General features: G+C 67.8%; 15 protein-coding genes and 2 tRNA genes. 16 read left to right on the top strand and 1 reads right to left on the bottom strand.

What is annotated here, in order from left to right:
* Window positions 1–39: 39 nt before the first annotated feature.
* From ABD210_RS11195 to ABD210_RS11120, 16 genes are all read left to right on the top strand, one after another.
* Complete coding sequence (locus ABD210_RS11195) at window positions 40–999, top strand: amino acid ABC transporter permease (protein WP_344111000.1); 960 nt, start codon at window positions 40–42, stop codon at window positions 997–999.
* Window positions 996–1,763: an amino acid ABC transporter ATP-binding protein gene (locus tag ABD210_RS11190; RefSeq protein WP_344110999.1), complete on the top strand. Its 768-nt coding sequence runs from the start codon at window positions 996–998 to the stop codon at window positions 1,761–1,763. The genes ABD210_RS11195 and ABD210_RS11190 overlap by 4 nt, the downstream gene beginning before the upstream one ends.
* On the top strand, window positions 1,760–2,707 hold the full coding sequence (locus ABD210_RS11185; protein WP_344110998.1) for an ABC transporter substrate-binding protein: 948 nt from the start codon (window positions 1,760–1,762) through the stop codon (window positions 2,705–2,707). The genes ABD210_RS11190 and ABD210_RS11185 overlap by 4 nt, the downstream gene beginning before the upstream one ends.
* A gap of 9 nt (window positions 2,708–2,716) precedes the next feature.
* Window positions 2,717–3,691, top strand: coding sequence for an ABC transporter substrate-binding protein (locus ABD210_RS11180; protein ID WP_344110997.1), 975 nt, complete (start codon window positions 2,717–2,719; stop codon window positions 3,689–3,691).
* A 16-nt stretch (window positions 3,692–3,707) separates the two neighbouring features.
* Window positions 3,708–4,763, top strand: coding sequence for an NADPH-dependent FMN reductase (gene ssuE / locus ABD210_RS11175; RefSeq protein ID WP_344110996.1), 1,056 nt, complete (start codon window positions 3,708–3,710; stop codon window positions 4,761–4,763).
* Window positions 4,760–5,845, top strand: a complete 1,086-nt coding sequence (locus ABD210_RS11170; protein ID WP_344110995.1) for an LLM class flavin-dependent oxidoreductase — start codon at window positions 4,760–4,762, stop codon at window positions 5,843–5,845. The genes ssuE and ABD210_RS11170 overlap by 4 nt, the downstream gene beginning before the upstream one ends.
* Entirely contained in the window at window positions 5,842–7,158 is a 1,317-nt protein-coding gene (locus tag ABD210_RS11165; protein ID WP_344110994.1) for an NtaA/DmoA family FMN-dependent monooxygenase, read from the top strand. Before ABD210_RS11170 ends, ABD210_RS11165 begins: the two co-directional genes overlap by 4 nt.
* Window positions 7,155–9,137, top strand: a complete 1,983-nt coding sequence (locus ABD210_RS11160; RefSeq protein WP_344110993.1) for an FAD/NAD(P)-binding protein — start codon at window positions 7,155–7,157, stop codon at window positions 9,135–9,137. Before ABD210_RS11165 ends, ABD210_RS11160 begins: the two co-directional genes overlap by 4 nt.
* Complete coding sequence (locus tag ABD210_RS11155; protein ID WP_344110991.1) at window positions 9,127–10,239, top strand: LLM class flavin-dependent oxidoreductase; 1,113 nt, start codon at window positions 9,127–9,129, stop codon at window positions 10,237–10,239. The genes ABD210_RS11160 and ABD210_RS11155 overlap by 11 nt, the downstream gene beginning before the upstream one ends.
* On the top strand, window positions 10,236–11,012 hold the full coding sequence (locus ABD210_RS11150; protein ID WP_344110989.1) for a DUF1684 domain-containing protein: 777 nt from the start codon (window positions 10,236–10,238) through the stop codon (window positions 11,010–11,012). The genes ABD210_RS11155 and ABD210_RS11150 overlap by 4 nt, the downstream gene beginning before the upstream one ends.
* Window positions 11,009–12,058 (top strand): LLM class flavin-dependent oxidoreductase, encoded by a 1,050-nt coding sequence (locus ABD210_RS11145; protein ID WP_344110987.1) that lies wholly within the window; start codon window positions 11,009–11,011, stop codon window positions 12,056–12,058. Before ABD210_RS11150 ends, ABD210_RS11145 begins: the two co-directional genes overlap by 4 nt.
* A 226-nt stretch (window positions 12,059–12,284) precedes the next feature.
* Window positions 12,285–12,357: transfer RNA gene (locus ABD210_RS11140), tRNA-Thr, on the top strand.
* 50 nt (window positions 12,358–12,407) lie between these two features.
* Window positions 12,408–12,481, top strand: a tRNA-Met gene (locus ABD210_RS11135).
* A gap of 66 nt (window positions 12,482–12,547) precedes the next feature.
* Window positions 12,548–12,715, top strand: a complete 168-nt coding sequence (gene rpmG, locus ABD210_RS11130; protein WP_020388160.1) for a 50S ribosomal protein L33 — start codon at window positions 12,548–12,550, stop codon at window positions 12,713–12,715.
* 210 nt (window positions 12,716–12,925) lie between these two features.
* On the top strand, window positions 12,926–13,507 hold the full coding sequence (locus ABD210_RS11125; RefSeq protein WP_344110986.1) for an NADPH-dependent FMN reductase: 582 nt from the start codon (window positions 12,926–12,928) through the stop codon (window positions 13,505–13,507).
* 23 nt (window positions 13,508–13,530) lie between these two features.
* Window positions 13,531–13,854, top strand: a complete 324-nt coding sequence (locus tag ABD210_RS11120) for a winged helix-turn-helix transcriptional regulator (protein WP_344110985.1) — start codon at window positions 13,531–13,533, stop codon at window positions 13,852–13,854.
* Between the two features lie 47 nt (window positions 13,855–13,901).
* Here ABD210_RS11120 and ABD210_RS11115 read toward each other — a convergent pair whose 3' ends face one another.
* A complete protein-coding gene (locus ABD210_RS11115; protein ID WP_344110983.1) occupies window positions 13,902–14,660 on the bottom strand; it encodes a hypothetical protein in 759 nt (252 codons plus the stop codon).
* Window positions 14,661–14,733 lie beyond the last annotated feature (73 nt).

Genomic DNA, 14,733 nt, shown 5'->3' with positions numbered 1-14,733 from the left:
CCCGCGCCTGTTCAGCCTGCCATCCGCCAGGAGACGACTGTGACCGCTTCGCTGACCTCGGCACCGACCGCCGCTGATCCACCTGACCTCGTACCTGACGCCGACCTGATCGTGGTCGGCCGCCGCCACCCCTGGCGCTGGGTGGGCGTCGCGGCCGTCCTGGTGCTGCTGGCGATGTTCGTCCACGGCCTGACCACCAACCCCGGCTGGGAATGGAGGACCTTCTTCCAGTTCTTCACCACCCGGACGATCTTCTCGGCACTGTGGGTGACGATCCAGTTGACCGTCTACGGCACCGTGCTGGGCTTCGCACTGGGTGGCGTGATCGCCTCGATGCGCCTGTCCAGGAGCCCGTTCCTGCAAGTCGTTGCCTGGGGCTACATCTGGGCGTTCCGCTCGATCCCCTTGATCGTGCAGCTGTTGTTCTGGTTCAACCTCGCCTACCTCTACCAGGAACTGAGCCTCGGCATCCCGTTCGGTCCGGAATTCGTGCACTTCAGTACGAACAACCTGTTCGGCCCGCTCGGTGCCGCGGTGCTGGGGCTGGCGCTGCACCAGGCCGCGTACGCCGCTGAGATCATCCGCGGCGGCATCATCTCCGTGGACCAGGGGCAACTCGAAGCCGCGGCCGCGCTGGGCATCCCTCGACTGAGGCAGTTCCTCCGGATCGTGCTGCCGCAGGCGATGCGCTCCATCCTGCCGAACGGCGCGAACGAGGTCATCAGCCTGTTCAAGGGCACCTCGATCGTCTCGGTGATGGCGATCCCGGAGCTCTTCTACCAGGTCCAGGTGATCTACGGCCGCAACAGCCGCGTCGTACCGCTGCTGATGGTGGCAACCGTCTGGTACATCGTCCTGACCACGTTGCTGTCGATCGCCCAGTTCTACGTCGAGCGGCACTTCGCCCGCGGGACCGCCCGAGAGCTGCCGCCGACACCCATCCAACGCGTACGCCGGAGTTGGCACGGGTTGAAGGCCCGAGCGGCGGCGGCCTCATGAGCGCGGTGATGGTGGATCTCCGCAACGTGCACAAGAGCTTCGGGGATCTCGAGGTCCTCAAGGGCGTCGACCTGGAGGTCCGCACCGGCACGGTGACGGTGATCCTCGGCCCCTCCGGATCCGGCAAATCGACCTTGCTGCGGTCGATCAACCATCTGGAGAAGGTGGACCGCGGCCTGATCCGGATCGACGGCGTGCTGGTCGGCTACCGGCAGCGCGGCGACAAGCTCTACGAGCTGCGCGAGCGGGAGATCCTGCACCAGCGGTCGCAGGTCGGGTTCGTCTTCCAGAACTTCAACCTGTTCGGGCACCTGACCGCACTGCAGAACGTCGTCGAGGCGCCGGTGGCGGCGCAACGCCGCAAGCGCCGCGAGGTCGAGCCGTTCGCCCGGGACTTGCTGGAGCGGGTCGGCGTCGGCGACAAGGCGGACGTCTACCCCCGGCAGCTCTCCGGCGGTCAGCAGCAGCGGGTCGCGATCGCCCGGGCGCTCGCCCTGCGGCCCAAGGTGCTGCTGTTCGACGAGCCGACCAGCGCGCTGGACCCGGAGCTTGTCGGCGAGGTCCTCGACGTGATCAAGGAGCTCGCCCGCGACGGCGCGACCATGATCGTCGTCACCCACGAGATCGGCTTCGCCCGGGAGATCGCCGACACCGTCGTGTTCATGGACGCCGGCCGGATCGTCGAGTCCGGCCCACCGCGGGCAGTCCTGGACAACCCCACTCACGAGCGCACTCGCGCCTTCATCTCCAAGGTCCTGAAATGAAACCCCAAGCCCTGCTCGCCCTCGCCCTGCTACCGCTCGTGCTGGCCGGCTGCGGTGCCGAGCCCACCACCAGCAACACCAGCGCTGACTTGGGCGTGAACACCTCACCTGAGCAGAACCGCGTCACGACCACGAAGAACGAAGCGGCCGCCGCGCTGCTGCCGGCGAAGATCCGCGACCGCGGCACGCTGATCGTCGGCGCCGGGTTCGGCAGCGGCAACCCGCCGCTCGGGTTCATTGCCGATGACAACAAGACGCCGATCGGGCTCGAGGTCGACCTCGCCTACCTGGTCGCCGGTGCGCTCGGGCTCAAGCCGGAGCTCCAGGTGACCAGCTGGGAGAACCTGTTCGTCGGCCTCGACTCGGCGAAGTACGACGCCGGGTTCTCCAACATCACGGTGACGGAGAAGCGCAAGCAGAAGTACGACTTCGCCACTTACCGCAAGGACGACATCGCCTTCGAGGCCAAGAAGGGCTCGAGCTGGAAGGTGACGTCCGGCAAGGACGTTGCGGGCAAGACGATCGCCGTCGGCTCCGGCACCAACCAGGAGAAGATCCTGGTCGACTGGAACGAGGCGAACCTCAAGGCCGGTCTGCCGGCCGCCACGATCAAGTACTTCAACAACCAGTCGGACACCTATCTCGCGTTGACCTCCGGCCGGATCGACGCGTACCTCGGCCCGAACCCGTCGATCGCCTACCACGTCAAGACGAGCGGCCAGACCGAGACGATCGGCAAGTTCTCCGGCGCCGGACCGACCCTGCAGGGCCTGATCGCCGCGACCACGAAGAAGAACAGCGGCTTGGTGCACGCCTACCAGGCGGCGATCAACGCGGTGATCGCGGACGGCAGTTACGCGAAGGTGCTGCAGCGCTGGAACGTCGCCAACGAGGCGGTCCAGAAGTCCGAGATCAACCCGCCCGGCCTGCCGATCACGAGCTGAGGAGACCTGATGATGACCAGACTGAAGCTCACGGCCGGCCTCGCGGCTGTCGCCCTGCTCACCCTTGCCGCCTGCGCCGACCCGGTCGCCGATCCCGCACCGAAGAGCGGGGACCCCTCGGCGGTCTCGTTCGACACTTCCGCCAAGCAGCAGCACATCACCTCGGCCGAGGTGGACAGCATCGCCGCGGAGGTGCCCGCCGCGATCCGGGACAGCGGGAAGCTCGTGGTCGGCAGCGGTTCGGCCGGTGGCGGGCTGCCGCCGCTGGCGTTCACCGCCGACGACAACAAGACACCGATCGGGATGGAGGTCGACATCGCCTACCTGGTGTCGAGCGTGCTCGGGCTGACGCCGGAGATCCAGACCACCAGCTGGGAGAACCTCTTCCTCGGCCTCGACTCCGGCAAGTACCAGGTCGGCATCTCGAACATCGGCGTCTCGGAGCTCCGCAAGGAGAAGTACGACTTCGCCACCTATCGGCTCGGGCTGCACGCCTTCGAGGCGAAGAAGGGCTCCGGCCTTTCCATCAAGGGTCCCGCGGACATCGCGGACAAGACGATCGCGGTCGGCTCGGGGACCCTGCAAGAGGCCATCCTGCTCGACTGGAACAAGCAGAACCTGGCCGCCGGACGCGCGGCCGCGACCCCGAAGTACTACCAGTCCGCGACCGACTACTACCTCGCACTGGAGTCCGGCCGGGTGGATCTGTATCTCGGCCCCAACCCGACCGCGACGTACCACGTGGCGACCGCGGGCAAGACCGAGATCGTCGGCACGGTCTCGTCGAGCTACCCGGTCCAGGGGCTGGTCGGAGTGACCACCAAGAAGGACAACGGGCTGGTCAAGGCTCTGGCGGACGCTCTCAACGCGGCGATCGCCGACGGCAGCTACGCGAAGGTCCTGCGGAAGTGGGGACTGAGCGCGGAGGCCGTGCCGAAGTCCCTGGTGAATCCGCCGGGCCTGCCGAAAGACAAGCAGAAGTGAGAGGAGCAAGGGGCTAATGGCAACTATCGCGACTATCTCCAGCAGTCCGTCCGAGGTCTCCCGCACGGACGCGGTGCTGTCCTACGTGACGAAGCGACTGATCAGCCACGGCCACCAGGTGACCCCGATCGTGCTGCGCGACCTACCGGCGGAACCACTGCTGCGCGGCCGGGCGGACGACCCCGTCATCCAGGCGGCGATCGACGTTCTCGCCGCCGCCGATGCCGTAGTGGTGACCACCCCGGTCTACAAGGCGGCGTACTCCGGGTTGCTGAAGGTGTTCCTGGACCTGCTACCGCAGTACGCGTTGCGAGGCAAGGCTGTGTTGCCGTTGGCAACGGGTGGGACACCCGCGCACGTGCTGGTGATCGACTACGCGCTGCGGCCGGTGCTGACCAGCCTCGGCGCGGGCGCGATCGGCCAGGGCTGGTTCGTGCTGTCCTCGCACGTCCGCCTGTACGACGGGGGCGGGCTGCTGCTCGATCCGGCGGCATCGGTGCCGCTCTACGAGGTGACCGAGGCCTTCCTCTCCACAGTCGCAGGGGTGTCTCCGGTCGAGAGCCCGCCGATCCAGCCGGCCGCGTTGGAGGCGGTGCGGGCGCGGCCGGAGGATCCCGAGGCGGCTCCGCTGCTCGCGGATCTGGTGGTCGAGTACAGCACGCGCTATGGCCGGACCAACGAGAACACGCAGCTGACCGAGGTTCCGGCGTCGGACTTCCATACCGAGCAGGGCGGCGCGTTCGTGCTCCTGCGTCATGGTGGACAAACCGTTGCCGGTGGCGCCATTCGCCGGTACGACGACCAGACCGCCGAGGTGAAGCGGATGTGGACCTCGCACCTGCATCGGCGGCAGGGGCTCGGTCGCCGGGTCATGGCGGAGCTCGAAGCGGTAGCGGCCGATCTCGGCTACCGCAGGCTCTACCTCACCACCGGGCCGCGCCAACCCGAGGCGGCGGCGCTGTATCTGGCGGCCGGGTTCGAGCCGCAGTTCGACGTCGAGGCGGATCCGGAATCGATCGGACCCCTGCCGTTCACGAAGAACCTCGCGGTCCGGCTGCAGGTGGCGTCATGAGTCGCCGGTTGATCACCGCACTCGAGATCGACGGGGCGGGCGGTCACCCGGACGCCTGGCGAGGATCCGAGGTCGATCCGGCCGCCATCCTCACCGGGGAGCTCGCCCTCCGCGCTGTCCAACGAGCGGAGGCAGCAGGGATCGAGCTCGCCACCTTCGCGGACGCGCTCGAAGCGCCCGCGGATGATCCCGCGCGAGTGAGCAGCAGGCTGGACGCACTCGGCCTGGCCGCGCGGATCGCGCCGGCGACCGACCGGATCGGCCTGATCCCGACGATCACGGTGACCCACACCGAGCCGTTCCACCTGCAGGCGTCGGTCGCGACCCTCGATCACATCTCCTCGGGCCGAGCCGGTTGGCTCGTGGACGTCTCCTCGTCGGAGCAGGCCGCCGCGCTCGTCGGCCGGCGAGCGCCCGCTCCGGCCGCGGATACCTGGCGGGAGGCCCGGTACGTCGTGGATGTCAGTCAGCGCCTCTGGGACTCGTGGGAGGACGACGCGATCATCCGCGACGCGGCGACCGGCCGGTTCGTCGATCGCGAGCGCATCCACTACGTCGACTTCGAGAGCCCGTCGTTCCGGGTCAAGGGTCCGTCGATCGTGCCGCGGCCGCCGCAAGGGCATCCGCTGACTGTTGTGCGGGTGTCGTCTCCTGATGCTTTGCTGGCGGTTCGGGACGCAGACCTGGTGTTGCTGCCCGGTCTCGCGGATCTGCCCGAGCGGTTGGCGGTGGTGCGGGCCGCGGCGTCGAAGCCGCGGATCCTGCTGTCGGTCAGTGTGCTGCTGGACGAAGACACAGCCTCCGCCGTGGACCGTGCGGACGGCGCCGAGCAGGTGGATCACATCGGCGGGGTGGAGCGGCTCGCCGATCTGATCGGAGAGTGGGCTGCCGCCGGGGTCGACGGCATCCACCTGCGCCCGGCGTCACTCGAGCTCGACGTACCGGTGATCGCGGATCGGTTGCTGCCGTTGCTGCGTGAGCGTCGGCTCGTCGGTCCGACAGTGAAGCGGCCGGCGACGCTACGGACCCGGCTGGGTCTGCGCAGGCCCGCCAATCGGTATGCCGACGGGAGCAGAGGATGACCAAGCAGATCCACCTGGCAGCGCACTTCCCGGGCGTCAACAACACGACGGTCTGGTCGGACCCGGAGTCGGGCTCGCAGATCGACTTCGCGTCGTTCAAGCACCTGGCGGAGACGGCCGAGCGTGGCACGTTCGACTTCTTCTTCCTGGCCGAGGGATTGTGGCTTCGGGAGGTGAAGGGACGCATCCACGACCTGGATGTGGTCGGACGGCCCGAGTCGTTGACCGTACTGAGCGCGCTGGCGGCCGTGACGACCCATCTCGGGCTCGCGGCGACCGTCAACTCCACCTTCAACGAGCCGTACGAGCTGGCGAAGCGGTTGTCCACGCTCGACCAGCTGTCGCGCGGTCGTGCGGCCTGGAACGTCGTGACCTCCTGGGACGCGTTCACCGGCGAGAACTTCCGTCGGGGTGGTTACCTCGACAAGGCGGACCGCTATGTCCGCGCGCAGGAATCGCTCCGGATCGTTCGCCAGTTGTGGGACTCCTGGAGCCAGGACGATCTCGTCCTGGACCAGGCGGCCGGGGTCTTCGCTCGGGAGGGCGCCGGCGTCTTCGCGGACGAAGGCGCGCATTTCGACATCACCGGGCGCTTCGGCCTGCCGCGTTCACCGCAAGGCAATCCGGTCGTGATCCAGGCCGGTGACAGCGATCAGGGCCGGGATTTCGCGGCGCAGAGCGCGGACGTGATCTTCAGCCGGCACGGGACGTTCGAGGCCGGCCAGACCTTCTACAAGGACGTCAAGTCCCGGCTGTCGCGCTACGGCCGGTCCGAAGAGTCGCTGAAGATCATGCCGGCGGTGACAGTGGTTGTCGCCGACAACGATGCGGAGGCTGCGGAGAAGGCCCGGTTCATCCGCGAACAACAGGTATCCGGGCCGACCGCGATCGTGCTCGCGGAACTGTTGTGGGGCCGGGATCTGTCGTCGTACGACCCCGACGGGCCGTTGCCGGCCGAGGATCCGGTCGTCGGCTCGGGGGTCACCCAGGGCCGCGTCGGCTACAACGACCCGACGCCGATCGTGGCGGAGTGGCGGGCTCAAGCGGCGGCGCATGGTTGGTCCCTGCGCGAGACCGTCATCAACCAGCAGAACCGGCAGACCTTCGTCGGCTCGCCTTCGACCGTCGCGGACGCGATGAACCACCACGTCCAGGAGGACGCCGCCGACGGCTTCGTCCTGGTCCCGCACCTGACTCCCGGTGGTCTCGATGCCTTCGTCGACCAGGTCGTCCCACTGCTTCGCGACCGCGGTGTCTTCCGTTCCTCCTACACCGGTACGACGCTGCGCGACCACCTCGGGCTACCCGGATGACGAGGGTGATCCCGGGCCGGGCGCACCGGTCCCGCGCAGCGCATTCCGGCGAGCAGCCGGTGTCCGGGGACGTGGCGACGATCGTGTTCGTGGGCGGCGGGCCGCGCACGGTCGGCTTGCTCGAGCGGTTCGCGGCGAGTGCTGACGAGCTCCTCGGCGGGCGAGCAGTCGACATCCACGTGGTGGATCCGTACCCCGCCGGCGGCGGACGGATCTGGCGACGAGACCAGTCCCGTCTGCTCTGGATGAACTCGATGACGTCCGACATCACGATCTTCACCGACGAGTCGGTCGACTGTGAAGGACCGATCGTGCCCGGCCCGGATCTCGCCACCTGGGTGGCCGGTGTCGGCGCGACCCGGCTGGAAGAGGCCGGGCTGGAACCGTCCGGGCCGATGGACTTCCCGCCCCGGCTGCTGCAAGCGGAGTACCTCGCCTGGGTCTGGGACCGGGTAGTGCGCTCGCTGCCCGCCAATGTCACCGTGACGACCCACCTCGACCGCGCCATAGCCGTTGCGTCCGAAGAACCGTGGGGCAGGACCCCCGGCTCTTCGGACGCAATGAGTCGGGTGGTGCTGCAGTCGGGGGAGGAGTTGCGGGCGGACCTGGTGGTTCTCGCGCTCGGGTATCTCGATCGCGAGCCGACCGCCGAGCAAGCCGAGCTGGCCGGCGCCGCCGAGGCGAACGGGCTCACCTACATCGGCCCCGGGTACACGGCCGACATCGACCTGAGCGACCTCCAGCCGCGGGAGAACGTCATCGTTCGAGGCTTCGGCCAGGCCTTCATCGACCTGATGGTGCTGCTCACCGAGGCCCGCGGCGGCTGGTACGACGAGTGCGACGGCCTGCTGAACTACCACCCCTCCGGCAACGAGCCGATCCTGTACGTCGGGTCGCGCCGAGGTGTTCCGTACCACGCGAAGCTCGGGTACACCGCGGCCGGGGCGACGCCCGTTCCCACCCGTTACCTGACGGCTGCCGCGCTCGACCAGCTCGGTGAGGGCGTGCTCGACTTCCAGTCGCAGGTGCGGCCGCTGGTCGACAAGGAGCTGACGTTCGCCCACTACCAGCAGCTGTTCCAGGCTCATCCGGAACGAACCAGGTGGAGTTGGGAGCGGTTCTTCGAGGTGCTCGACAGAACGTTGCCGACGGCACCCGAATTCATTGCCGCCGTGGAAGCCGCTGTTCCGGCTGTGGCGGATCGCTTCGTCCTGGCTGACGTGGACCGACCGTTGGCAGGCGTGTCCTTCAAGGATCGCGCCGAGCTGGATCGGACCCTGGTACAGCTGATCGAGACGGATCTGCTGCGGCGCGACGACCCGCAGTACTCGGCTGATCTGGCCGTCTTCAACGCTCTGCTGAGTGTCTACAGCGTGCTGTCGGCGGCGATCACGGCCGGGCGGCTGTCCGACGAGGATCGGGTCCGGCATGTCGAGACCGAGTGGCACGGGTTCTTCTCGTTCGTGGCCAGTGGTCCGCCGCCGCGCCGGTTGGAGGAGCTGCTGGCTCTGCACAGGGCTGGGATCGTCCGGTTCACCGGGCCCGACCTACAGGTTGCCTTAGGCAAGGAAAAGTTCGTCGCGCGGAGCTCGGCCGTGCCAGGGGAGATCGAGGCACGGGCGTTCGTCGAGGCGCGGCTGCCGCGGCCGGATGTGCTGGCGGCGACGGATCCGCTGGTTCGCGGCCTGCTGCAGTCCGGGCTGCTCGCGGCGGATCACCTGGTGGCCTCGGACGGCAGCAGTCTCGGGGGTGGCCAGCTCAAGGCGGACGGGCAGTGCCGGGCAATTCGCGCGGACGGCTCGGTCCACCCCTCGTTGTTCCTGCTCGGCCCGTCGGTCTCCGGGTCGGCCGGTTCCTCCGGGTTCTCCCGGCCCTACTTCAACGGTCCGGGCTTCCGCCAGAACGACGCGGTTGCCAGGCAGCTGCTGCAACTAGTCAGTGTCGATTCACAGAAAGCAGGTCAACGCCATGCCAGTTGAGTTCCTCGGGATCGCCGGGACGAACCCGGCCAGCGAGGTCACGCCGCGAACCGGTGGGCCCCTCGATCTGGACTACACCACCAAGCTGGCCAGGGCGCACGAGGACAACGGGTGGGACCGGATCCTCTTCGCCTACCACTCGGGATCGCCCGACCCGGCCCAGGTCGCGGCATACGTTGCGGGCCGGACGGACCGGATCAACCTGGTCGTCGCGCACCGCCCGAACGTCGCCTATCCCACCTTGACCGCGAAGACCTTCGCAACGCTCGACCACCTGAGCGGCGGGCGGTTCGAAGTACACGTGATCACGGGTGGGTCGACGGCGGATCAGGCGGCGGAAGGCGACTTCCTGCCGAAGGACGACCGGTACGGACGGACGCGGGAGTTCATCCAGATCCTCAAGCAGGCCTGGACCTCGGACGAGCGGTTCGACTTCGCGGGGGACCACTACCGGTTCGAGCAGTTCGTCGCCGACATCAAGCCGGTGCAGCAGCCTCGGCCGCGGATCTCCTTCGGTGGTTCGTCCGCGGCCGCGTATGCCGTGGGTGCCGCTGAAGCGGACATCTTCGCGCTCTGGGGCGAGCCGTTGGCCGGGACCAAGGAGCAACTCGCCACCATCGACGCCGAGGCCGCCAAGGTCGGACGGTCCGACCGGCCGACCATCCAGATCGCCTTCCGGCCGATTCTCGCGCCGACCGAGGAGCTGGCGTGGGCGAAGGCCGAAACCATCCTCGGCCGGATCAAATCCGCTCAGGCAGGTCCCGGGAAGGGCCGGTTCCGGGATCCTTCCAAGCAGCCTGAGAACGCGGGGTCGCAGCGCCTGCTCGCAGCTGTCGAGGCCGGCGAGCGGCACGACCGGGCGCTGTGGACCGCGCCGACCGGACTGACCGGTGGTGGCGGCAACTCGACCGCCCTGGTCGGTACTCCGGAGACGGTGGCTGCCGCGTTGCTCGACTACTACGACCTCGGGGTGCGGATCTTCTCCGCCCGCGGGTACGACATCTACGACGACGCGATCGACTTCGGCCGCTACGTCATTCCGCTGGTCCGCGAGGAAGTCGCGCGCCGGGAGAACACCGCCCGAAGGGACCTTGCGTCATGACCGTCACCACCGAACTCGAGCAGGACTGGCAGAGCTGGCACGCGCGGCGCGAGGCCGAGCTGGACACCGACTACGGGTGGCTGACGGTGGTCGCGTTCAACTGGCTGACCTCGGTGCCCACCGCGATCGAAGGGCTGCCAGGCAAGTGGTGGACCGACGGCAGGTTCGCGCACGTGGACGCTGCCGGCCTGGTCCTCGATGGTGACCCGCTGAACGGCACTGCCTCGGCCAGCGTGGCAGAGGCGGGCTCACTGGGCTGGCTCTACTACGGCGACAGACTGGTTGAGCTTGTACTGCGTGGCGGCCGCTACGCGATCCGGCAGCGCGATCCCCGAGCAGCCACCCGGCAGAGCTTCAAGGGGGTGCCCGCCTATCTGGTGGACCCCCGCTGGGTGGTCACTGGTCACTACACACCGCTAGCTGAGTCGGAACGGGTCGAGGTGGCTACTGCCCGGGCAGATCTGCGGCAGCACGTGACTGTGGTGGGCACAGTTCACCTGGCGCTGGCCGAATCGGTGTACGAGCTGGTGGCGACGTCGGCAGGGGACGGACGGCTGTCGTTGTCGTTTCATGACGAGACGAACGGGGTGGAGACGGCTCCCTGGCGCACGGTGACGACTGGGGCGGTGCAGGGCGACCGGAGTGTGGCGGTGGACTTCAACCGGACTGTCAACCTGCCGTTCGCGTTCACCGACTACGGCACCTGCCCGGCGCCTGTCGAGGGGAACAGGTTGGCGCTGGCCGTCACTGCCGGGGAGAAGAGGCCGCGGTGAAGTTCTGTACGTACACGCTGATCGACAACTCGCCGGACCCGATCAGCGGGGAGCAGTTGACGACGTACGAGCGGTTCCAGCACGTGGTCCGGCAGGCGCAGTGGGCGGAGGAGCTGGGCTTTGACGCGTACGGCGTGGGGGAGCGCCATGCGCAGCGGTTCATCTCCTCCTCGCCGCCGGTGGTGCTCGCCTACATCGCCGCGGCTACTCGTCGCATCCGGTTGCTCACGACCGTCACTGTGTTGTCGCTGCTGGATCCGGTCCGGGTGGCGGAGGACTACGCGACGCTCGACCAGCTATCGGGTGGGCGGCTCGACATCATCATCGGCAAGGGGAACGACCCGGACCAGAACGGCCTGTTCGGCTACGACCTCGACGGGCAGTGGGACCGGAACAGGGAGAAGTACGAACTGCTCCGCCGGCTACTGCGCGAGACATGCGTTTCCTGGTCCGGCACCTATCGGCCCGAGTTGGTGGCTGCGACGACGCAGCCCAGGCCGTTCCAGGATGGCGGCATCCCGATCTGGCACGGCTCTGCCTCGTCCACCGAGTCCACCGAGCTCGCTGCAAAGTGGGGTGAGCCGCTGTTCTCGGCGAACGGGTTCCATCCGATGGAGAAGTACGCGGGGTTGATCCGGCACTACCGGGAGCGCTGGGAGGCCTACGGGCACGACCCGGCGGACGCGCTGGTCGGAGCAGGCTTCAACGGGCTCTACGTGAAGAAGACCTCGCAGGAGGCCGTGGACGGATATCGGCCGATCTTCGACGCCTTCATGGATTCGCCAGGCGCGCGACACAACCAGTTGCCGTTCAAGACGCTGGAGGAGTTCCTGGAGCAGGGCTCGGTCCTGGTCGGGTCGCCGGAGCAGGTGATCGACAAGTTCGGCCGCTACCAGGAGGCCTTCGGCCACGAGCTGTCCGGCGTCTCGCTGGAGGTGGCGGGCCTACCTGAGGACGAGAACCGGGCGTCGGTGGAGACCTTCGTCACAGAGGTGGTCCCGGTGCTCCGAGCCACCTACCCAAGCCGCGTCTGGCCTTCTGCCTGACTTCTGCCCAGCGCGGGTCTCACTTGAGGAGCTGCTGTGCCTCGGCTAGGACGGCTCCCTGCGGATCGCGATCCCGGGCGGGACCCAGTTCATCGCTGGGCTGAAAAGTGGTCGGTGCAGCGTCTGGGAACCGGTATGCTTCTCTGGTCGGAAGAGGGGCCCGTACGGAGCGTCCATCTCGATTTCACATCGAGGCGGCGGACCGTGTAATCTCTCTCCTCGGCCCGCCCCTTTAGCTCAGTCGGCAGAGCGTCTCCATGGTAAGGAGAAGGTCTACGGTTCGATTCCGTAAAGGGGCTCTGAGAATCGCTGTCCCGTCCGGTCCGCCGGACAGGGTGACGAACTCTCTGGCGGGGTAGCTCAGGTGGTTAGAGCACACGGCTCATAATCGTGGTGTCGCGGGTTCGACTCCCGCCCCCGCTACCCACCGAACCTGTACCACCCGAGAGCGCGCAAGGTATAGCGCGCTCCTGACAAGAAGAGGCAGCAGTGGCCAAGGCAAGCGACGTCCGCCCGAAGATCACGCTGGCGTGCACCGTCTGCAAAGAGCGCAACTACATCACCAAGAAGAACCGGCGCAACGACCCGGATCGGCTTGAGCTGAAGAAGTACTGCGCCCGTTGCAACGACCACACCGACCACCGCGAGACCCGCTGACCTCAGCAGTCTTCCGCGAGGGCCGCTTCGGATCACCGAAGCGGCCCTTTCGCTATGCCCGGATTCGGTCTCGGGCGACCCTGGTCGCCACGAGATGTTCGCTCGAGAGGTTGCTAAGAGTTACTTAGCGACTAAGGATTCCTGATACGCTTGAAGAGCACAGGCCGGCGCGGTCGAAAGCCGGTCCCTCCGAGCGCGAAGGACCAAGTTGTGGCCGTACTGAAGATCATCCTCGCCAGCACGCGACCGGGACGGGTGGGCCTGCCGGTCGCGCAGTGGATGGAGTCGCTGGCGGTGGCACACGGCGTCTTCGACACGGTGGAACTGGTCGACCTCGCGGCGGTGAACCTGCCGTTCATGAACGAGCCGAACCACCCCCGGCTGGGGCAGTACATCCACCAGCACACCCGCGACTGGAGCCGCATCGTCGACGAGGCGGACGCGTTCGTCTTCGTGATGCCGGAGTACAACTACGGCTACAACGCCGAACTGAAGAACGCTATCGACTACCTGCACACCGAGTGGCACTACAAGCCCGTCGGCCTGGTCAGCTACGGCGGAGTCGCGGCCGGCACCCGGGCCGCCCAGCAGATCAAGCAGGTCGTCACCACACTGAAGATGACTCCAATCTTCGAGGCGGTGTCCATCCCGTTCGTCCGTCAGTTCATCGGCGACGACGGTAACCTGATCGCCAATGAGGTGATGACCACGGCTGCCGAGGCCATGCTCGACGAGCTGTCCCGGGTCGCCGATGCGCTCAGCCCGCTGCGGACTGCCGCGGTGACGACCTGATCCGGAGGTTCGTTGTGGGGGGTATGCGGGATGTGCATCAGATCTGCCCGCGGTTCCACGCCGCCATCGAGTTGATCGGTGCGCGCTGGACCGGCGCGATCCTGGTGGCGCTGATGGAGGGGCAGAACCGGTACGCGCTGATCAAGGCCGCGGTGCCGGGCCTGAGCGACACGATGCTTGCCGAGCGGCTGCGAACGCTCGAGACCGAGGACATCGTCGAGCGTCGGGTCATCGCTTCGTCTCCGGTGCAGGTGGAGTACTACCTGACCGCGAAGGGCCGCGACCTCGAGCAGGTCGTCAAGACCGTGGAGGCCTGGTCGCACAAGTGGATCGCTCTACCGGCATAGCGGCCGTTGCCTGAGACGGCCCCAGACGGCGGGACTGTGGGACGGCGTCAGACTGTGAGGATGGGGCGGCCCGCTTCGTAGGCGGTCAGGCGATCTGACCGCGGCGTGAGGCAGCAGGACCCGCAGACGGTGCCGCACCCGGCATCGCTGGTGTAGTAGAGGCAGCAGGTGTTGCGGAGGTAGACGAGCTTCGACACGGCCTCGGTGACCTCGCCGAGGCGGCCGAGGCCAGCCGGGGCCTTGGCGATGAAGGTCTGCCAGCGCTCGAGCAGGAAGCCCGGCGGCACGGTCACCTCCTCGCGGGTGGCCGCGCAGAAGCCCATGGCGCAACCCGCCGCGACACCGCCGTGGAGTTGGCGCAGGCCGGCGCGGGTCCGGCGATGGAGCTCGGCTGACAGCGGGAGAAGATGCTCAGCCAGCACCACGTCGTACAGGGTCTGCAGGCCGCCTGGCAGGAAGCCGGCGGATCTGATGGCGACGGCGGCGATGCCGTGGCCGTCGTGGGGACGGACCCAGAGGTTGTGCGGCCGGATGTCGAGGACGCGGCCTTCCAGGGCCCAGAGGAGCAGTGCGGTCGCGGCCGCCCGACCGGCGTAGAACGACATCAGGCTGAGCGCGTTCGCATGGGCTGAGACGTGACCGCTCGCATCGTGGTCACGTTTGAGCAGTTCGGTCAGCTCGGGCCCGTCCGGTTCGAGGATCCGGTCCACTCTCAGCCACTCGGCGCCGGAGGGCTCACCGATCTCCAGCCGGTACCGGGGGGCGTACTGAGCCAGAGCGGCCACGCCCGCGCGTCCTGCTACCACAGTCCTACCTTCCGCCATCCCCCAGCTGTCAGATGGAGTGGGTGGCGGCACTCGGTGTCACAGTCTGCCAGTA

This window comes from Kribbella alba (genome assembly GCF_039529635.1).
In the GTDB taxonomy this organism is placed as follows: domain Bacteria; phylum Actinomycetota; class Actinomycetes; order Propionibacteriales; family Kribbellaceae; genus Kribbella; species Kribbella alba.
The sequence above is the reverse complement of the archived record's forward strand: the minus strand, read 5'-3'. Positions and strand labels throughout refer to the sequence as shown.